The 18,685-nt window shown below is 63.7% G+C and carries 23 protein-coding genes and 1 pseudogene; 3 read left to right on the forward strand and 21 right to left on the reverse strand.

What is annotated here, in order from left to right:
- Positions 1-2 precede the first annotated feature (2 nt).
- The 14 genes and pseudogenes from traU to NJ75_RS20975 all read right to left on the reverse strand — a co-directional run bounded on the left by traU (position 3) and on the right by NJ75_RS20975 (position 11,572).
- Positions 3-1,025, reverse strand: coding sequence for a conjugal transfer pilus assembly protein TraU (gene traU, locus NJ75_RS20910; RefSeq protein WP_010890975.1), 1,023 nt, complete (start codon positions 1,023-1,025; stop codon positions 3-5).
- Positions 1,022-1,288, reverse strand: a complete 267-nt coding sequence (locus NJ75_RS20915) for a hypothetical protein (protein ID WP_010890976.1) — start codon at positions 1,286-1,288, stop codon at positions 1,022-1,024. Before NJ75_RS20915 ends, traU begins: the two co-directional genes overlap by 4 nt.
- The gene (gene traW / locus NJ75_RS20920; protein ID WP_010890977.1) at positions 1,285-1,980 is read right to left on the reverse strand and encodes a type-F conjugative transfer system protein TraW; all 696 of its coding nucleotides are present in this window, start codon (positions 1,978-1,980) and stop codon (positions 1,285-1,287) included. Before traW ends, NJ75_RS20915 begins: the two co-directional genes overlap by 4 nt.
- Positions 1,977-2,519 carry a S26 family signal peptidase gene (locus tag NJ75_RS20925; protein WP_011906604.1) on the reverse strand — a complete coding sequence of 181 codons (543 nt, stop codon included), beginning with the start codon at positions 2,517-2,519 and terminating at the stop codon, positions 1,977-1,979. Before NJ75_RS20925 ends, traW begins: the two co-directional genes overlap by 4 nt.
- The gene (locus tag NJ75_RS20930) at positions 2,503-3,084 is read right to left on the reverse strand and encodes a type-F conjugative transfer system protein TrbI (RefSeq protein ID WP_011906603.1); all 582 of its coding nucleotides are present in this window, start codon (positions 3,082-3,084) and stop codon (positions 2,503-2,505) included. The genes NJ75_RS20925 and NJ75_RS20930 overlap by 17 nt, the downstream gene beginning before the upstream one ends.
- Positions 3,074-3,436, reverse strand: a complete 363-nt coding sequence (locus NJ75_RS20935) for a hypothetical protein (RefSeq protein ID WP_010890979.1) — start codon at positions 3,434-3,436, stop codon at positions 3,074-3,076. The genes NJ75_RS20930 and NJ75_RS20935 overlap by 11 nt, the downstream gene beginning before the upstream one ends.
- A pseudogene (gene traC / locus NJ75_RS20940) lies at positions 3,433-6,039 on the reverse strand (type IV secretion system protein TraC). The gene NJ75_RS20935 and the pseudogene traC overlap by 4 nt, the downstream one beginning before the upstream one ends.
- A 6-nt stretch (positions 6,040-6,045) precedes the next feature.
- A complete protein-coding gene (locus NJ75_RS20945; protein ID WP_011906601.1) occupies positions 6,046-7,197 on the reverse strand; it encodes a hypothetical protein in 1,152 nt (383 codons plus the stop codon).
- Complete coding sequence (locus tag NJ75_RS20950) at positions 7,194-8,090, reverse strand: DsbC family protein (RefSeq protein WP_010890982.1); 897 nt, start codon at positions 8,088-8,090, stop codon at positions 7,194-7,196. Before NJ75_RS20950 ends, NJ75_RS20945 begins: the two co-directional genes overlap by 4 nt.
- Before the next feature lie 10 nt (positions 8,091-8,100).
- On the reverse strand, positions 8,101-9,477 hold the full coding sequence (locus NJ75_RS20955) for a TraB/VirB10 family protein (protein WP_010890983.1): 1,377 nt from the start codon (positions 9,475-9,477) through the stop codon (positions 8,101-8,103).
- The gene (locus NJ75_RS20960) at positions 9,477-10,271 is read right to left on the reverse strand and encodes a type-F conjugative transfer system secretin TraK (protein WP_010890984.1); all 795 of its coding nucleotides are present in this window, start codon (positions 10,269-10,271) and stop codon (positions 9,477-9,479) included. Before NJ75_RS20960 ends, NJ75_RS20955 begins: the two co-directional genes overlap by 1 nt.
- Complete coding sequence (locus NJ75_RS20965) at positions 10,271-10,894, reverse strand: type IV conjugative transfer system protein TraE (RefSeq protein WP_010890985.1); 624 nt, start codon at positions 10,892-10,894, stop codon at positions 10,271-10,273. Before NJ75_RS20965 ends, NJ75_RS20960 begins: the two co-directional genes overlap by 1 nt.
- Positions 10,895-10,907: 13 nt before the next feature.
- Positions 10,908-11,192 carry a type IV conjugative transfer system protein TraL gene (gene traL / locus NJ75_RS20970; protein WP_010890986.1) on the reverse strand — a complete coding sequence of 95 codons (285 nt, stop codon included), beginning with the start codon at positions 11,190-11,192 and terminating at the stop codon, positions 10,908-10,910.
- A 65-nt stretch (positions 11,193-11,257) separates the two neighbouring features.
- The gene (locus tag NJ75_RS20975) at positions 11,258-11,572 is read right to left on the reverse strand and encodes a hypothetical protein (protein WP_010890987.1); all 315 of its coding nucleotides are present in this window, start codon (positions 11,570-11,572) and stop codon (positions 11,258-11,260) included.
- Positions 11,573-11,910: 338 nt separating this feature from the next.
- On the opposite strand from NJ75_RS20975, the gene NJ75_RS20980 reads away from it, so the two are divergent.
- From NJ75_RS20980 to NJ75_RS20990, 3 genes are all read left to right on the forward strand, one after another.
- A complete protein-coding gene (locus tag NJ75_RS20980; RefSeq protein WP_039337885.1) occupies positions 11,911-12,270 on the forward strand; it encodes a hypothetical protein in 360 nt (119 codons plus the stop codon).
- 89 nt (positions 12,271-12,359) lie between these two features.
- On the forward strand, positions 12,360-12,881 hold the full coding sequence (locus NJ75_RS20985; RefSeq protein WP_010890988.1) for a hypothetical protein: 522 nt from the start codon (positions 12,360-12,362) through the stop codon (positions 12,879-12,881).
- A 10-nt stretch (positions 12,882-12,891) separates the two neighbouring features.
- Positions 12,892-13,167, forward strand: a complete 276-nt coding sequence (locus NJ75_RS20990; protein WP_010890990.1) for a hypothetical protein — start codon at positions 12,892-12,894, stop codon at positions 13,165-13,167.
- On the opposite strand, the gene NJ75_RS20995 is transcribed toward NJ75_RS20990, so the two are convergent.
- The 7 genes from NJ75_RS20995 to NJ75_RS21025 form a co-directional block, all read right to left on the reverse strand.
- Positions 13,134-13,892 (reverse strand): lytic transglycosylase domain-containing protein, encoded by a 759-nt coding sequence (locus NJ75_RS20995; protein ID WP_143004971.1) that lies wholly within the window; start codon positions 13,890-13,892, stop codon positions 13,134-13,136. The genes NJ75_RS20990 and NJ75_RS20995 overlap by 34 nt on opposite strands.
- Positions 13,893-14,111: 219 nt before the next feature.
- Positions 14,112-14,780: an RraA family protein gene (locus NJ75_RS21000; RefSeq protein WP_010890992.1), complete on the reverse strand. Its 669-nt coding sequence runs from the start codon at positions 14,778-14,780 to the stop codon at positions 14,112-14,114.
- A complete protein-coding gene (locus NJ75_RS21005; RefSeq protein WP_039337886.1) occupies positions 14,773-15,471 on the reverse strand; it encodes an RraA family protein in 699 nt (232 codons plus the stop codon). The genes NJ75_RS21000 and NJ75_RS21005 overlap by 8 nt, the downstream gene beginning before the upstream one ends.
- Positions 15,464-15,856, reverse strand: a complete 393-nt coding sequence (locus NJ75_RS21010; protein WP_010890994.1) for a RidA family protein — start codon at positions 15,854-15,856, stop codon at positions 15,464-15,466. The genes NJ75_RS21005 and NJ75_RS21010 overlap by 8 nt, the downstream gene beginning before the upstream one ends.
- Positions 15,857-15,933: 77 nt before the next feature.
- Positions 15,934-16,944: an amidohydrolase family protein gene (locus NJ75_RS21015; protein WP_010890995.1), complete on the reverse strand. Its 1,011-nt coding sequence runs from the start codon at positions 16,942-16,944 to the stop codon at positions 15,934-15,936.
- Between the two features lie 59 nt (positions 16,945-17,003).
- Positions 17,004-17,501 carry an aromatic-ring-hydroxylating dioxygenase subunit beta gene (locus NJ75_RS21020; RefSeq protein ID WP_010890996.1) on the reverse strand — a complete coding sequence of 166 codons (498 nt, stop codon included), beginning with the start codon at positions 17,499-17,501 and terminating at the stop codon, positions 17,004-17,006.
- Positions 17,498-18,673 carry an aromatic ring-hydroxylating oxygenase subunit alpha gene (locus NJ75_RS21025; RefSeq protein WP_010890997.1) on the reverse strand — a complete coding sequence of 392 codons (1,176 nt, stop codon included), beginning with the start codon at positions 18,671-18,673 and terminating at the stop codon, positions 17,498-17,500. The genes NJ75_RS21020 and NJ75_RS21025 overlap by 4 nt, the downstream gene beginning before the upstream one ends.
- Positions 18,674-18,685 lie beyond the last annotated feature (12 nt).

Genomic DNA, 18,685 nt, shown 5'->3' on the forward strand with positions numbered 1-18,685 from the left:
CCTCACAGCATGCAGCAGTTGCGCTTGCGCCAGACGAGGTAGCCAAAGTCCTCACCCTTGACGGGGTAGCCCTTGCCGGTCTGGGGAATGATGGTGGTCGCGCCGATCGGCGCGCAGGCGTAGCGGCCCTTCACTGTCGAGATCGGGTTGGTCATCTGCAGCCGGTATTGCTGCTTCCTCATCACCGGCATCAGGTACTTGTGGCACAGCGCCTTCGAACCCATCGTCCCCCAGGCGAGCGCCTCGCGGTGCATCTTGTAGAGCATGCGTTCGGCGACGAGCCGCGAGGCCTGGATCGGGGTGACATGCGCGGCGACGTGGCCGTTCAGCGGGTACATCCCGCCGTTGCAGCCCGCGCACCAGAACATCTGGTCGATCGGCAGCTTGGCGGTCGCCGCGACACAGTCGGCCGCACACGCCGCGGTCGCGATCGGGTTCGAGAACAGCGCGACTTCCGGATTGATGATCGAGGTGAGCGCGGAATCCTGCCAGAGCGGGTCAATCTCGGTGACATAGGCAACATCGAAGGTGGTCTGCTCGAAGCAAAGGAAGTCGGTCAGGATCTCCATCCAGTAGAGCAGCGGGTAGACGTAGTAGTGCGACTGCCACTGCGAGCTGTTCTGCGCCTTGCCGCCGATCTGGCTGCGGCCCTGGACATGGCCATTGCCGATGGCGAAGCCGGGGTTGAGGCGGATTCCGCCAAGGTTGGGAAAGCACCAGGCCTTGTTGGTGACGTCGACAAGCCGCACCGGCTCCCAAAAGCCCACCGAGATACCAATGCGCGGGATCGGCGAACCGCAGGCGCACAAGGGAAACGAGGGATTCTTGGGGTCGGGGCGCGAGCCCTTCCAGATCGAGAGCCCGCCGATCGACAGTGGGAACAGGCACGACCAGCACACGTCGGTGATCGGGTTGATGAACTTGCCGTGGCAGGTGGCGGTATCGGCGCGCGCGGGCGCCGATACCGCAAAGGCGAGCGCCAGCGCCGCGAGCAAGGCGGCGAATTTCCGGCCGAGCCGCGTCATGGCCGAGCTCCTTGGGCGAAGGCCTCATCCGCCCGCAGTTTGGCGCGGAAGTAGGCGACGCCGTGGACCGGCGCGGCGAGGGCGAGGGTCAGCGCAGGACCTGCACCCCAGAGCCCGAACAGCGCTTTGAGGAGCGGGAGCAGCAAGACGGCGAGCGCCAGCGCCCAGCACAGGGCCATCCACCAGCGCCGCATGTGACGAAGGCGCGCCGTTTCGGGAGCGGCCATCGGTGTCTTGAGGAAGTCGATGAGCGAGTGGGTCATGACACCTTGCCTCCGCCAGAGAGAACGGGTGCGCGTGCGGGCGCGGCTGCCGCGGGCGGTAGCGGCACTTCGCTGATCTTGAGATTTGCGCCCGCTGCCGAGACCACGGCGGGGGTGTGGCGGATGCCGAACTTGGCGGTGAGCGTGCCGCCCTGGTCGAAGTAGAAGCGCCGCTGCCAAGGCTTCATCGCATCGAACGGCGAGCCCGAGACAAAGATGATCTTGGCCCGCGCATCGCTCCAGGTTTTCACCGCCCAGGCCAGCTCGGCCGCATTGTCACCATCGACGAAGACCAGCGCCTGGCTCAATTGCACCATGTCGAGCGGATTGACCCGGGTGCCGCGCGCGGCGATCAGGTTGCCCTTGGCATCGACGATGTCGTCTTCCGTGACGATCGAGGGATCGAACAGCCATTCGCGCTTGACGCTTGCGGGGGTCATGCCATCGACCGGCTTGGGACGGCGCACGCTGGCGACCGCTTGTTCCTGCATCTGGCGCTGCATGCGCTCGATCCCGCCATTGGCCTCGAGCGTCCTCAGCCGCGTCTCGATCGTGGTGAGAAGATCGGTCTCGATGATCGGAAAGGTCTGACCCATCTGCCCATAGTCGGCAGCACGCAGGCCCGAGATGCCCGGCCAACCGACCAGCAGGGCAAGGCCGCTTGCGGCGATCAGGGCGGCGAAGGGCCTCACAGCAACGAGTCCCCGGTGCCGATGATCGTCCCGGAACAGACGAACCCGATATCGGCATAGCGGCTGTCGAGCCCGTCCTTGTGCGCGGTGCCGAGATAGTAGCAGTGTTCGGGGATCCGCCCGGTCGGACCAGGCTCGAGCTTTTCACCGCGCGAGCTCGCCGGCTTGAGGCGCGCAACCTCGGCGCCATTGATCCGCACGACGGCGCCCTCGCGGCTGACCACGTCGCCCGGCATGCCATAGACCCGCTTGGCAAAGGGCGGGGCCACCTTGCCGAAATGCGCGGTGATGAGCGGGGTCTGCGGCGCCTTGAAGACCACGAAGTCGCCGCGCTCAGGCACGCGGTGCTTGTCAATCCAGAACGCCCAGTTGGGGAGCGACTGGGTGGTGTTGATCAGGATCGCATGTTCATCGCGCCAGCTCGCGAGCAAGGAACTCGCCGCGAGGCACGCCGCAAGCGCGCCAATCGCCAGCCAGCGCTTGGCATGACTGCCGCTCGCCGCCGGGGGCTCAGGGTGTGTTTCATTTTGCGGGGGCATTGCCCTGACCCCCGAGAACTCCAGCCTGCGGCGCCGGTCCCGGCCCCGAACCCGACATAGCGGCACGCATCGCGCCCATGACATCGGTGCTGCTCGCCGCCGCCTGCTGCGGCATCCGCACGCGGGCATAGACCTCGCGGCGCACGTCGGCAGTGATGTCGGGGACATTGCCGGCGACGACCGCTTCGCCGACCAGCACGATCTGGCCTGCCGCGCCGCGCCGTTCGAGATTACGCTGGATCTCGCTCATGAACGCGCGGGTCTCGGTGGTGACCTGCTCGGGCGGGGTCGCCGAGCGCGCCTGCGCCTGGACATATTCGCCGACGATCCCAGAAAGCTGGACCTTGGCGATCGCCGGTGTCTTAGGCCCGCCGAGCACGCTCTTGGTCACCCATGCGCCCCACAGGCCCGCCGCAACAAGGGCGGCCACGAGCGCGACCGGGGCCGCACCGAGGCGCGCACGCTGCGGCGGGCTCGCGGGCGCCGCTGCCACATCGGCCTCGAACAGCGGACCGGGCGCTGCGTTCTCGCCGCCTGTTGCGGCGACACGGGGCTTACCTGCCATGATCTCTCTCCTTGCAAGTGGGGTTTGCCGCCGGGCTCAGATCGCCAAGCGAATGGCGGCGGAAGAAGGCGAGCGCGGCGAACAGCACGGCGCTCGCCAGCCAGAAGAACAGGCGGAATCTGTCCTGCCGTGCGGCATCGGCCGCGACGTAGCGCGAGGCGAAATTGTCGAGCTGGAGCACGGTCCCGGAAAAGCTGAAGTTCCCGAGCGCGGCGAAGAACAGCAGCCAGAGGGCAGCAACACAGCCGAGCGTGACTGCGAGCCAGCCTGTCAAGCGCAGCGCGACGTAGCAGCCGTCCGCCAGGCGGGATGGAGCGCGCGATGGCGCGGTTGGGGCCAAGGTGGGCGTCATTCGGCCGCCTCCGCAAGCTCGCCCTCGGCAAAGTCGGGCGCGCCGGGCTCGGGCGGCACGAAATCGGGGAAGGCCACCCGCTCGATCGCATCGGGGAGCGCCAGGCCGCCGCGCACCTTGTCCTCGATCTCGGAAAAGACCCGGGGGCTCGAGGAATAGAGCGTCGCCGAATAGGGATCGAGCACAAGGCGCCCTACAGCAAGCGTCTCGGGGCCTTTGATCAGGACGTCGGAATACTCGGTCCCGTTGCGCTTCAGCGAGCGGAGCAGGCTTTCCGTGTAATGGTCCATCTCGAAGCGCTGGTGCTTGGCGAGATCGTTGATCGTCTCTTCCTTCTGCTGGAGGACGATCGACCAGTCCGAGTTTTCGAGTGCGGCGAGCGAACCTTCCGACTTGTAGAAGTCGTTGAGCGACTGGGTCGCTGTGATCAGCGAGCCGCCATATTTGCGGCAGGTGCGGGCATAGGTCTCGATCGCCTGGCCCATCTGCCCGCCGCCAAGGAGTTGCCAGGCTTCGTCGATCATCGTCAGCTTGGGCACCGAGCGGTCGAGATCGCGCATCACCCGAAGTGTCAGGAACATGAGCGCGGTCAGCGCGACCGAGCGCAGTTCGGGCTTCGAGGAGAGGTCGGAGAGCTCGAACACGGTGAGCCCGGCCGAGAGGTCGATCGAGCAGGCGCCTTCGAAAAAGCGGCCATAGGTGCCGCCTTTTAGGAACGGCGACATCGCATCGGCAAGATCGCCGGCATAGGGCGAAGGCAGCGCGCGCAGCGCCGCGGCAACATCGTCAATCGTCCCATGGCGCTGTTTCTCGCGCCAGACCGTGCTCACCGCGGAATCGATCAGCCCGCGCTCGGTGTCGGACAAGCGGTCCTGCTGGCGCGCCATCTGGCCGACGATCGATTTGAGCATCGCGAGGCATTCGACCTCATAGTCCTCGCCGTCCTCGTCGCTCGCTAGCGCCTCGCCGTCGATCATGTCGAAGGGATTGAGCGAGAAGCCAGAGGATAGCTTGAACTCGACGAAAGCGCCGCCGAAGGCTTTGACCATGTGCTCGAACGAGCGGCCGTCATCGATCACGATGACCTTGGCCCCCGCGCCGGACATCGCGGCACAGACGTCCTGCAGGAATACCGACTTGCCCGAGCCCGACTTGCCGAAAACGGCGACGTTGTGATTGCCCGCCGCGTTCTGGAACGGCGACCAGAAGAACGGCTGCCCGCGCCGGCCGATGAGCAGAACGTGCGGGATGTGCCCGCCGGTGTGCTCGCCCTGGAGCGGCGCGATCGAGGCCGCGGTGGTGGTGAGCATGGTCTTGAAGCGCTTCATGCGCTTCAGGTCAGCCGAGAGCCCATTGGGGAGCGACAGCGGCATCGCTGCGAGCAGCCCCATCACCTGGAGGTAGCGCTCGTCGATGAGGTCCCACCCGCAGGCCTTGTAGACCGACTTCACCATGCGCTCGTTGATGTCGCCCTTGCCCAAGGGCGAGAGCGCGCCGACGCCGTAGTAGACCTGCGCGAGCTTGCGGCCCTGGCGGATCTCGGCCTGAACGTATTGCTATTCGTCGCGCTGCTCGGAGAGCTGGGGCAGGAAGCGCGCCGAGCGGCTGTCGGCAAGGCTGGTGGTGCGCATGACCTTGAGGCCCGCGCGCGAGGCGACCGCTTCCTCGTCCTGGTAGACGAGCCCGAGCACGGTCATGACGTTGCAGCCGAAGCGCAGCTTGTCGTTGATGACGTCGCCGATGATTTTCTGGACGTCCCACGGCGCCCATTGTTTGGGGAGGTTGCGCACCGAGAAGAAGCGCCAGTCGAACTTGTCGGGCACGACCTCGCCGATCACCGGCGCGCCGTCCTGGCGCTCGCCAGTGGGGCGGAAGCGCTCGGTCTGGAGCACGATCCGGTCAGGGGTGACCTGGGTTTCGAGATCGCGCCGCACGCACTGGACGTTGATCGGATCGAGCTCGGAATAGTGTTCGGGCTTGTCGGCGTTATCGACCGCCGGGCAGAGAAAATCGTCGAGGAAGGCGATCAGTTCGACCGGTCCCATGTCGCGGGCCGGGATCGAGAGCGACTGCAGCGTCCCGTGAAGACTGTCGCGCACCGAGGCGAGCGTGTCGGCCCCGATCGGGCCACTGAGCCGGGCACCGACCGAGAGGATCACCCGGGTGTTGCGCAGGTAAAACGGTGCGTCGCGCGAGATCGACATCCAGGCGGCGCGGCGCAGCCAGCGCGCCCGGTGCATCGCCGCGCGGCCATAGACCCCCTTGGCGACCACGCGCGGCATCACCCAATCAGCGATGCGTTCGCCAACCGAGGGACTCTGCCAGTGGATCAGCTGGATCTCGCAGCCCGAGGGCACGGCGTCCGACAGAAACTGGGTCAGCAGCTCGCCGCTGCGCTCGTCTGCGCCCATCATCGGGGCCAGCTCGAGAATGAACCCGAGCGAGTCCGTGTTGATGAACAGGCCGTGCTTCTTGTCGTAGCTTCGATAGGGCAGCCAGTTCGACAGCATCGGCGCGCCGAGCACCGGGCGCTCCGCCTCCGGATGCGCGCTTTCGCCGAACAGCATATCGAGGAACCGGTCCCAGAACCCGTGCGAGGCCATCGTCGCTTACTCCTCGACCTTGGCCGGAAAGGCGGCGGGGCCATTGGCGGGCTTGGTCGCCGCCGGAGCGGCGCTGACCGCCGAGGCGGAAGCCGGAGCTGGGGTCGGCACCGCACTACTGGGCGCCGCACGTACCGCTGCTGCCGGGACGTGCGCTTTCGCAGTGGGCGCGAGACGCGCCTGCACCTGAGCCTGAATCGCCTCGATCGCATTGCCCGACTGGAGCGCGGCACCCTTGGCGCGCGCCGCCGCAACGGCCTCGGGGCGCGGCGGCCCGGAAGGCGCGGCATCTATTGCTTTGGGAGTGGGTGACCCAGCGTCCTGGGCGATCGGGGCGACGGGTACCGGTGCCGGCACGAATGCCGCGCTCGCGAGGCTAACTGCCCTGCCCTCGACCTGCTCGCCGATATTGGGCTCGCCCGAGGACAGCTCCATCCAGGCGCCGTTGTCGACCACTGCGTGGATGATCCGCGGTTCGTGGAGATTGCCACCACCATCGACGAAAGAGGGGAACACCACCTTGAGCACGCGGCGCTCGCGGTGGACCATGCCGCCGCCGGCCGAGGTGATGCGGCCCGAACCCGACGGCGTGTACGACGCAGTAACCGGCTTGGCGGCGGCGGGCTGGCGGATGTACGGCCCTGCCGGGGTCATCGGCCGGGCATTCTGGATCACCGACAGCGCCTGGTCGTCGATCACCGTCGAAGGCGCGCAGGTCCCGCCTGGTGCGCTGCAGGCAAAGCTGCCCTTGATGTTGCCGCCGAACAGCGAGGTGCAGGCGGCGAGCTGGGTAGCCGCGAGTCCGATGGCCGCGATGCTTGCAGCCCGGGTGACGGGGTTTGGCGATCGCCGCGCCGCAAGATCCCCAAGCCGGATCGCGAGCCGCCAGATGGCGAGGCCCGATTGGCGCGACAGCGGAGCCTCACCAAGCGCGACATGGCCCGCCGAGCGCGCCCACGCGCGCTTGCCCAGCAATGCCTGTTCGCGAGGCGTGAGCAGCACGCCTCGCGGAACCGCAGTGGCAAGGACGAGATCCTGCCACAGCTGGATTGCTTCGGCGCGGCTGAGCTCCACCCGCGGCAGCGAGACTCGCCCACAAGAGCGCCGCGCGACTGCGCGCGTGAGGCTCGCAAGATGCTTGGAGCTGAGCGCGGTCACGACTTGGCGCCCTTCAGCCACTGCTCGAGCACTTCGCGCGGGCGGAAGCCTTCGATCACCGCGCCGTCCGAGCGGACGATGACCGGGGTTCCGGCAAGGCCCTGCTGGCGCGCGAAGGCCTCGTTGGCATCGAGCGGCGAGGTGTCGCAGGCGCGCGTGTCTGTTATCGGCGCCCCGGCATAGGCGGCTTTGACCGCCTTGCGGCGATCGCGCGCGCAGAACACCTGGTTGGCAAGATCGCGGCTGCCGAGCACCGAGATCGGCCGCTCGATCACCCGCACGTTCATGTTTTCGAGGACGCCCGAGAGCGCCCGGCAGTAGCCGCAGCGAAAATCGCTGAACACGGTCACGGTCGGCCCCGAGTTTGCTCCCCAGACAATGCCGCCCGCCTCGGGCAGTGCGGCGAGCGACATCATCCGGGGGGCACCGCTCGCCGCCGGCGTGCTGACGCCGCGGCGTGGGGTCTCGACTTCCTGGGCTTCCTGCTTGCTCCCCGCAGCGCCGCCGACGAGGAGATCGGGGTTGACCTCGAGCAGCCGGACCGCAGTCAGGTCCTGGCGGGTCTGCATGTCGTAGACCCGCCCGATCAGGAGATATCGCGCGGTCTTGTCGACGTAGAACAGCTGCGAGCCTGCGGTCACTTCGCAGACCCCATCGACCACCTGGCAATTGACGCGGGAGACCTGGGTGCGCGGCAGGCGCTGCTTCAGGAGCGCGGTCACCGCCTGGTCCGCCTCGCTTGGGGCATGTTGGGCAGTTGCGGCATCACCGGTGCCGGCGTTCGCCCAGACCAGCGAGCCGCCACTACCGAGCGCGATCGCGGCGAGCGGCATCAGGACCTGGCCAAGGCGGGGCCGCGCCAGATGGAATGACTTCAAGGACTTCAGCTTCATTGCACCCTCCTCACCCGTTGATGAACACGCCTTCGAGAAACACGATTTCGACATCGATCCCGGTCGGCATCTCGATCACGGGCTGGTACTGTTCGGCCCGCTCGATCAGGTACTTGCTGACCATGTCGCCCGAGGTGGCGATGCCTTCGCCGAGCCCGCCCTCGAGGATGTCGCCGGTGCCGAGCTTCTGGCGCTGCCCATTGACGTTGACGTTTGTTCCGGTGAGCGTCGAATTGGTGTTGGCGGCAAAGCCGCGGCCAAAGCCGCCGGCGAGACCGGCAAGGAAGGCCTGGCCGATCAGCGAACCTTCCCGGCTGACCACCCTCCCCCTGACCCCGGTCTTGCCGCCGAAGGCGATGAAGCCCTTGACGTCCGAGACCGCGTAACGGCCATTGGGCTGCGGGCAGGTCATGCGCTGCAGCTTGACGTAGACCTTCTCGCTCGAGAGGTCGCCGCGCGCCGCGCCGTTGACCAGGCATCCGGCGATATTGGTCGTGAGCAGCCGCCCGTTGTCGTAGACCGAGCGCGCAGGGCCGGTGATGCGCAGCACGACCGGCAGGGGATCGGTCTGACTCTGGACGCCGGCGGCCGCATCGACCCCGACTATGACCTTGGCGACCGCGATCGAGTTCGGCGGCAGGTAATTGGCGCTGTCGGTGAAGACAGTGTTGCCCTTGGGGACCGGGCTTCCGGTTCCGCTTGCGCCCTCGTTGAACGAGACCAGGCTGACCTCGCTCCCGCGCCCTGCCGGGAGTCCCGCCGCGGCCATTGCGGCTTGCCCGGCAGGCGTGCTGGGCGCGGTCTGGTAGCTCGGTGGGCTGGTCCGCCCGTAAAGCGCGTTGGGTCCGACCGGTGTCGCGCCGGCACCCATGACCGGCGACTGGCGCGCGGCTGCGAGCGCTGCCTTCAACTGCTCATTCTCGTTCTGGTAGGCGGAAAGCACCCGCTCGGTGTCGGGAGATATCCCGCCGCCTGACGTGCTCTGCGCTGCCTGACCCTGGGCCAGCTGCGCTTCCAACTGGTCGGCCCGCTGCGCACGGGCAGCGAGCGCGCGCATGTTGGTGTCCATCGACATCATCTGCGCCTCGGACTGGGCACGCCACTCCTTCTCGGCCATGTTCTTGTTGACCATCTCGTCGACCGAGACGTCGGCGACCTGCCGCTTGACGCTGGCGTCGCTGCTCTTGTGATCGCCGGCGAAGATCCACGAGGAGCCGATGACAAGCGCGGCAAGACCGCCAGCGCCGAGCAGCAGCATCTGCTTCTTCCTGACCGCCTCATTGGCCACGATTGCATCGCCGAGCGGCGAGGCGTCACCACTTCCAGGGTGGGTTGCGGGACCGTCGAGCGCCTTGGGGCCTTTGCGGAACGGGTTCTTCCAGTCCATCACTGGCCTCCATTCGATTGGATGAGGTAGACAGCGGCCGCCTGGCCGGGCGCGAGCTCGCTCACCGGGGTCATGAAGGCGACGCTGCCGCGCGCGGCGAGCAGGTTCTCATCGAGAGTGAGCGGCTTTGCGCCGGTGTTGCGGACCTTGAGGATCAGTCCCTTGAGGTCAGCGCCGCGGTATTCGCCGACCTGCTGGACCTCGAGCTTGCCGACCGCGACCGGCTCGAGCACGCTTTGCCTGATCTCGAAGCCTTCGATGGTCTCGCTGCGATACATGGCTTGCGCGAGGCGCACGGCGGCATCCTCGGGCGAAGAGCGCACTTCCCAATCGCGCGCGGCCTCGGTCTTGATCGCCGTGTTGGTGACGAAGACCTGCTCGGCGTCGTTGCCGCGGACCTGGCAGAGGAACTTGTAGACGTAGCCCTTTCGGGTCGTGCCGAAGAACGAGAGGTTGGGCTTGGTGAAGCCATCGGGCACCGAAATGTAGATGTCCCCGCGCACGGGCTCGTTGACGATCTTGAAGTCCTCGGCCGGGTTGCCGGTGCTGATCTTCGAGACCGAGGCGAACTGGTCTCCCGCAAGGCTGATCCGGGTGAGGTCCTTCGCCGAGGCGACACAGGCGACCGTACCATTGTCAGCAGCGGGAATGCTCTGGTCGGCCATGGCGGGTGCGGCAAGGCACAGCGCACCGAAGCAGATGAGCGCGGCGCCAACCGGGCGGCCATTGATTGCATAGGGCCGTCCGGCGAGCACGCTGCCCACCCCGATCGCGCCCCAACCCAGTTCGGCCATCACGCCTCTCCCCCGTCGCTATTGTCTGATTGCGCGCTGCCCGCGCCCTTGGCGTCGATGACCTTGCCCGACGGATCCTTGGTCACGCGCCCGAACCCGGCGAGCTTGAGGCTGACGCCCGAGTAGCTCCACACGTAGCGGAAGGTCCGGGCTTCGGAGGTCACCTCCTTGGAGCCGACCACCGTGTGCAGCACGCCGTTGACCTCGCTGGTCAGTGCCTCGGGATCGACAGAGAGGTTCTCGATCGTGAAGAACTGCGAGACATTCGAGCCGTTCTGCTCGTTGAAGATCTTCATCAGTTCGGCCTTCATCCGGCCGTGGGTTCTGGGATCGGTGATCGCCAGGATCGAATCCATCCAGTACTGCAGGTTGGACGGCGAGCGGTTGAGTGTCAGCAGCGCGGCATCGCGCGTGACGAGCTCAAGGTAATCCTTGTCGATGTGGCTCGAGGACAGCGTCAGCGGCTTCGCCAGCACCGGCTGCAGCACCACTTCGCGGTCGCGGTGCGCGGCGGTGAACGTCAACACCACGCTCAGGGCAAACAGCCCGGTCGCGGTGATCGCGAGGAGGTTGCGCTGCTTTAAGAGCCGCTGCGCCTGGCCGTGAGAAATCGAGAGGTCCATGTCGGTGCCGTCCTCAGCCCGCCATCAGGCGAAGATGGGAGGGCGGCGTCGCTCTCAGCCCCATAAAGGCACCCGGCAGGTACCAGTAGGCCGAATGAATGATCCACGAGACGGCTCGTCCCGCCTTCAACTTGCGCAATCCCCACCAGGCCAGCACGCTTGAACATAGACCGATGAAAATATGTTGAGACAGGATGCCCCAGGCGAAGGGAACGATCATCGCGAGAAACTCATCGAGTGTCCAAAACCCGATCAGCTCCGGATCATCGAGATGCGCGGGAACCGTGTAGCGATTCATGAACGACACCACCCTCTTGTCCGCCCACGCAAAGCCCTGCGGCCATGCGCGGACGACTGGTTGGATCAGATCGTCGCGGTGACCGCGGCGGTGACGATGGGCACGCCCGTGCCGGCTCCGACGCCGACCCCCACGGGAATGGCGACCTGGCCGAGGCTGAACCGGCCCGAGGCGAGACCGACGATGCCGCCGGCGAGGCTCAGCACGGTGATGATCTTGCCGCCCGAACCTTCAAGGAAGCCGGTGAAGCTGGTGAGCGCGGTGTTGAACGTGGTGTCGGCGCCCGCCATCGCCACTTCGCTGCCGAAGAGGCCAGCGACCGCGACCACTGCGGCCCCCTGGAGGAGGCTTGCCCCCTTCCCTTTCATCGTGAGTTTCATGTTGCCATGTCCTTTCCAAACGCCGTGATTGTCACGGCCTTCAGAATGAACAGAGGGGCGCTGCCTGGAGCAATTAAAGGTCCGTTACGGCCCGGAAACGAATCGGATGATTTCCTCAAGGCGGACTTGGAGGCACCTTATGTTTCCGAATTTGGGAATGGGAATTGCCGGATCGGGAACTGAAGTTTCCGTTTTCCGCAATCCGGTTTGCTGCATCGGGAATTGTGATTGCCGAACAAGGAATTGGCCTTCCCGAATCACTTCCACCGGCCCGGATTCGCCAAATTTACAATTTGGAGCCATTGTGCCTGCCGACACATGCACCGGAATATCCACCCATGGCCGCAGGAACGCGCAACGTCCGCATCTTCGTAAGCGAGCAGTGCTTCGACCTGCTGGTCGATGCGATGGCGGCCTATTCCAAGGAATCCCGCCGGTTTCAGACGATGCGGATGACTGTCCAAGCCGCCTGCTTGCGCCTCAAATCCCACGGGATATCGAAGCAGGAACTCGAAGATTTCCTCGCGGATTACGCGATCGGCGGGGACATCCGGATCTTTCTCGAGGTCGGCCCGGAGTGGTCCGGAGATTACGATGCGGTCCGCGCCAAGGTGAAGGAAATCAGCGAAAAGCCGGGATTGGACAAGATCCTCGTGCCGTTCGCGGTATACCTCGCGGTAAAATACAATCTGCTCTAGGTATTTTCCACGCGGCAAGTTGCGCGCTTCTTAAGACTCTTGACAGGTTATGCCATCCCATAGACCTTTTGCCTTGGGAGGGATGGATAATGCCTCACAGGAACTTGACGCCCGAGACGGTCTTCAAGCCGAGCAGTCCACCGGGCAGTGAACCCGTCTTCGCTTTTGCCAGTCCTGGACCGCGCGAGGGCGAGCAGGAACAGTACAAGCAACTCATAAACGACGAGCTGGTACGACAAGGCATTCTGCCGGCTCACCTTGCTGACCGGATGCAGATTTCGCGGCCGAAGCTGCACAAGATCCTCAAGCAAACCAACCCGCTCTCCGACGACTTGCGAGATCGCATCTTCAGCGAGCTTGGGATGGATCATGTTCGCGCGAAATTCTGCGTGGCACTGCTTCACGATCCGCGGGCCTACATCGAGCAATCGGTCTTTCTGGCGACCGAGAGCCTCAAGAGCTTCTATCTCGAGGTCCTGACCTGTCGGCGCGGCTCGATCGAGGTCGATCTGCGCCCGGCCGTGATCCACGAAGCGGCGCGGCGAGCCTACGATCTGCTGCTCTCGCATCAGGAGCGGGTCATGCAGAACAACCAGACGCTACAGGCTTGATCGGCCCTCCATGCGGCCCGACACCATCGCCGCGTGGACCCAGCTCTATGCGGCCGTCGGCCTCTTGGCCGGGATTTGCTCAGGCTGCGCTCTGCTGAAAACGATCTTCGATATCCGCGCGGGCACGATCGCGCCGCCGTCCGGTTCGGGGCTGCGGTGGTGGCTGTGGTTCCCGAAGGTATGGCTGCATTTTCAGCTCAGCTACCTCTGCGGATTTCCGTGCATTCTGGCCATTGCGATCCTCTATGCGCACTATATCGGGTTTGCGGAATTCGTCCCGTCGTAGGTGACCAATGAAACCTCGCGGTAGCCTGATGCCCAGACGGCTGTGCTGGCTGCTGTCGCTCGCGCAAGAGAGCTGGAATCTGGACGATTGAGCTGGGTAAGGCGGAGCCAGTTGGTTGTGATGGTTCGCACGTAATTGCGGGTTTCGGGGATCGCTGGGATATAGCCCAGCGTGAGGGAGCGGCGCTCTGGTCCGGCATTGTAGGCGGCCAGGGCGAGATCGACGCGTTCAAAACGATCAAGTTGCTGGCGAAGATATCGCGCGCCCGCGCGCATGTTCGCCAAGGCGTCCCAAGGGTTCCATAGCTCCAGATGCCTGGCGGTTCCGGGCATAACCTGCATCATTCCCATTGCGCCGGCCCTGCTGATTGCCCAAGCCTTGTATCCTGACTCTTGGGCAACAACTGCATCCAGCAAGCTGGCGGGCAGGCCATTCTCGCAGGCGATTTGCGACATCGCTTCAAAGTACGTTGCTCGGCGTTTCTCCACCTCGGCCGGCAACCACCATGTCTGGAGGTAACCATTCCCAGGACAAGACAGCGGGTTCTGGCTTGCGCTGGCTCCTTTGCCAATTTTATCAATTATATAGACAGGTTGGCTGATACCTTGCAAATGAGCGCGTAGCGCAACCTCGACAGGACCATCTCCGCCACTGGCCGCAATGGCAGAAGGAGCGAAGCGAGACAAATCCACTTCCCTTGCCTTCGCAGGGGCAACGAAGACCATCGCAGCGACTGCGACTATTTTTGCGTAAGTCAAAATCACGACACGCCTTTCCGGGTGGCGTGCAGTCTAGTTGGGAATGCGCACGTGGATTCAACCTAATCGCTGCATTCTTGTCAATTGATGATCTGGAAGCGCCCCCGTTGCCTATAACCTGGTGTCATTCGCGCTAATGGGTGCCTTATCGCATTCCATAGGCCAGATGCCGTTTTCGAGAACGGTTCATGCGCAGGTCCTACCCATACCGGTTTGCAAACTATGATAGCCAAATGCCTTACGTGCCTCTTCCAGGCGCTTTCCGCTATCCACGGCAGCCAATATTGCTTTCTCGGCGACCTCTATTTGCTCTGCGATTGCAAGAACCTCCTCTAGATGGGGGGCAGGGATGGCAACCACGCCATCTGAATCTCCTACCAGCCAGTCACCGGGTTCGACACGCACTCCTGCCAGCTGGATTGGATCGTTGTTGGCAACCGCGGTGGCGCGATCCTTGGCGGTGCGCATTGTCACGCAGCGCGAGAAAACGGGATAGTTAAGCGCGACGCAGCGGTCGCTGTCGCGGCATGCGCCGTCGATCACGGTCGCCGCAATACCTTTGGTATGAGCCACATAGGTCAGAATGTCGCCCCAGACGGTCTGGTTCAAGATGCCGCCATTGTCGATGGCGACCACCGCGCCAGGTGGCACTTCGTCGATATAGTCGCCGACGCTCCCACCGGTAAGGCCGACCGGCAACATCCGGATCGTAAAAGCCCGTCCGGAAAATTTCATGCCGCGAGCAACCGGAGCAAGGCCGATCAACTGGCCTGCAATTTCCAGCCTGTCCAGCGCGTCGGAGAGCGCCGTGACCCCGACGGTGTTCAGACGTTCCACAACCTTCGCTTCATCCATGATTGCTCTCCGCACCGTTCAGCAAGTCTTCGTAATTAGCCCCAAGGACTTGATCGAGTGGCGAACCCGCTTCGATCGCCAGCGCCATCGCCGCTTCGCGTGCGCTGATCCTCTCAGCTTCCCGCAGGACGTCATTCAGACGGTTCGGATCGACGAAAACCACTCCGCTGCCATCCGCGACAACCCAGTCACCCGGTTTGACGACCACGGTCCCGATCGTGACCGGGCAATCCCAGGCGTGCTCCGCAATCCGGCCTCGTGCAGTTACCGGAACCGCATTGCGCCCGAAAATGGGCAGCCCCAACTCCCTGCTTTCATCGACGTCGCGGCAGGCACCATCGATTATCACCCCGGCCACGCCGCGCTTGATCGCGCCTCTGCTGAGCAGTCCGCCCCATCCGGAAACATCGGCCCGGCCACGGTGTTCTATCACGATGACTTCGCCATTGCGGGCCGACATCACGGCGGCCGCGCACAGGTGGCGTTTGGGCAATCCGGCAAGCGGCGGCCCGAGCTTGACGGTTACGGCCTCTCCGGCAATCCGACGACCAGGGATGGTGAGCGGAGCCAGACCGATTACGGCGCCCGTTAGCCCAAGAGTATCGAGTGCATCGGATATCGTGCAAGTGTCGAACGAACCGAGGCGATCCGCAATCGACTGATCGTCGGTTGGTGCATCGTCTTCACTCATGGCTGGAAACAAACGCCAGTGCATCGCACTGGATCACGATATCTCCAGGCAATGAATTGTACATCAGTGTGTGTCTGGCTGGCCTTGATTGCTCGTCCGTGAATTCCATCAGCCAGTACTTGTTGATCAGGGGCTTGAGATCGGCCGAGGCAACATAGAAGGTCATCTTCGCGACATCGTCGAAGCTGCCGCCCGCCTTTTCCAGAATGCGGCCCAATTGCCAGAATGTAAGCCGTACCTGGTCCTCCGCGGTCTCCGCGACGATCCCTGTTTCGGGATCCAGCCCATAAACGCCTCCGGTGGCGACGAGGCTGCCGACCCGACTTGCGGCCGGGATCGGATTACCGGAATGGTGGAAGCCATCTACTTGAATGCTGTGTCGCACTGTTCGCCACTCCTTCGTGAACCAGGTTGGGCCATCGCGATGGCCGATCGGACCGGTCCGCGCCGGTTCGCCCGGGATTAAACATCGAGACGTGTGAACAGCTTCCGGGCATTGTGTTCAAAAATGCATGCCCGCGCTTCGTCGTCGAGTGAAGTGAGACCTTCGATCACCGGCTTGAGATCGTCGTAGTGCCGCCTGGTGAGAGGGTCGATTCCGTCGCCCGAGCCAGGCCTTTCGGTGCCGAAACAGCAACGGTCATATCCCACTGTTTTCACCAACAGATCGAGCGAATCGGGATTGTGCAAGACGGTGTCGAACCAGAATTTTCGTAGAATTTCGTCAAACGACGGGGCATCCGCAGCAATCCGTCCCTGCGCCCGTGCCATCTCGCGATGCGAACGCCAGCGTCCGATCTGGTAGGGGATCGGGCCGCCACCATGGCTGATCATGAGTTTCAGATCGGGGAAGCGATCAAACACGTTAGCCCGGTAGACCGAGGTAATCGCAAGCCCCTCCTCGGCGATGAAGTGCTCATCGTAGGATTCCCGACCGTTGCAACATTGCCCGGAATGGATGTGGGCCGGGAGATCCAGTTCGCACAGACGCCGGTAGAGCGGATACCAATAGGGATCGCCCAGCGGGGGCGATCCGTTCATGCCTTCGCTCGGATCAGGGTTGAGCAAAATCCCGACGAAGCCCAAGTCATCAACAACCCGCTCGATTTCGTCAAACAGGGATTCGACGGGTCGGCCCGCCTGTTGGGGCAGGGCTCCCACCCCCCGAAAACGATTGGGAAACATTTTCACGGTGCGGGCGATCATGTCGTTGGTGTCGCAAGTCCAATCGACGATATCTTCCCACCGGGCGGTGCCGTTCAGAGTGAGGAAAGGCCGAGGCGACAGCAGCTGGACGTCGGTACCCACGGCATCCATGATCTTGACGTTCTGTTCGGCGCTTTCCTGCAAATCGCCGTCGCTTACTTTCGCTCTATAGTTCTTTCCGTACTGCCCCCCGGAAACAATCAGATTGCTTCTGTGTGCGTATAACGATGACGGAGCTACCAGGTGTGCGTGCGCGTCGATTATAATGTCTTCTTACCTTTTTTGGCTCCAGCGCACGGTCGAATCCGAAGCCCGACATGCGAAGCTCAGATCGGGTAGACCAGATAACGCGGCAGAACCGAAGTATCGAGTTCGGCGCGGCGGGACAGCAACTTGGCGCCACCATCGTCTGACAGTCGCATTGTATCGAGATAGCGGCCGGCGGCTAGGACTTGGGTGACGCCGACATCCATCGGCGTCATGAACACCGAGAAATTCGAAACCACTTCCACCGTTCGGGCATCGACCTGGCGATGGCTGACGCGCTGGACGAAATGACGGGTGCGGTAGTCCTGAAAGGTGCCGGCCCAGATCTCGTTCACATAGGTGACGCGATCTTCGAGCCGTGCCCGGCAATCGTCGAACATGAATCCGAGCTCGAGGTTGTGCTCGGTATTTTCAGCCGCGCGGCAATAATAGGATGCTTGGTCTTCCTCGGCATAGTTTTCGAGCCAGCCCGGCATGTCCTTGCTGTCAAGCGCGTTGGCATCGGCCAGCAGCAATCGGTCGATCGCTGTTTCCAACTCGGGAATGGTGGCCGTCATGCTTCTGCCCTCTCGAAACCCATCGCCGAGCGGTAATATTCCCAGCGGGGCAGATTGCCGCTTTCATCGTTCTGCAGAAACTCCGATTCCAGCTTGCCCGGATCGCGCACGCCTTTCTGGAAGATAGCGTGGCCTGGCGTGTGACTGCCGATGTGGATCCGGTGGAAGATCGAGGCGTCTTCCATGCTGATCAGCCCGCAAGGCCCCAGCAGGTTAGAACTTTGCCGCAAGCGGTGGCGAACCATGTCCGCATCGTCGTCCTGGTGGGCGAAATAGGCATAGTGAACTTCTGTAGTCTCTGCATCGACCGGGGTGGCGAAGCGCAGATTGATGACATCGAGGTGCTTAGTCGAGACGAAGGTGGGGAACAGCTGGACGATCCGCGACCCCACCGAAGGGTCCTGCCCCTTGAACGCGATCAGTTCCTTGTCCTTGAGAACACTGGGGCCACTGGCCACCGAGAGCGCCGATTCGAAGCACACGTGCCCACGCTTAGTGCAGGTGTATTGCCGCCCTTTGCCGCCCTGCCAGTTGAGCATCTTGAACGCCGCGTGCAGCAACGGGGCATGATAGCCGTCGTTGTCGTTGTAGCCCTTCCAGTTGCTGTCGTAGCGAACCTTCTGATAGCCGAGCAGCTTCAGCCGTCCGTCGCCGGCCATCAGTTCGCGCAGGGTTTCACCGGCTTCACCGAGGAACTCGTCAAGTGGCTCAGTCTCGGCCGAAAACGTGACGAAGATCAGGCCATAGAAGAGCTCGAAACGCGGCTGCCCCAAGGGGTAATCGGCCTTGTCGAAGCCGGGCAGGAATTCGCGCGGGTTGGGGCAGCCGACCAGGTCGCCCTTGGCGTTGAACAGCCAGCGGTGATAGGGGCACTCAAACTCGGTTTTGTTGCCCATTACCGCGGTTTCGAGCTGATTGCTGCGGTGCGAGCAGGCGTTGTAAAACACCCGCACCACGCCTGCCTCGTCGCGTGAGATCAAAAGCGGGATTCCGGCCATCCGCATCGTCTTGAAATCACCGGGATTGGGCAATTCGCTCTCATGCGCGATCGGGTGCCATTCCGGGCCGTGAAAAATCCGCTTGATCTCGTCAGCGTAGAGATCCGCCCGCGTAAAGGCCGCCTTGGGAACTTCATTATAGTTCTTGGGCCAGGTCAGTGTTGTTTCAGCCATCCTCGTTTTCCC

The sequence above is a fragment of the Novosphingobium subterraneum genome, from assembly GCF_000807925.1.
Lineage (GTDB): Bacteria > Pseudomonadota > Alphaproteobacteria > Sphingomonadales > Sphingomonadaceae > Novosphingobium > Novosphingobium subterraneum.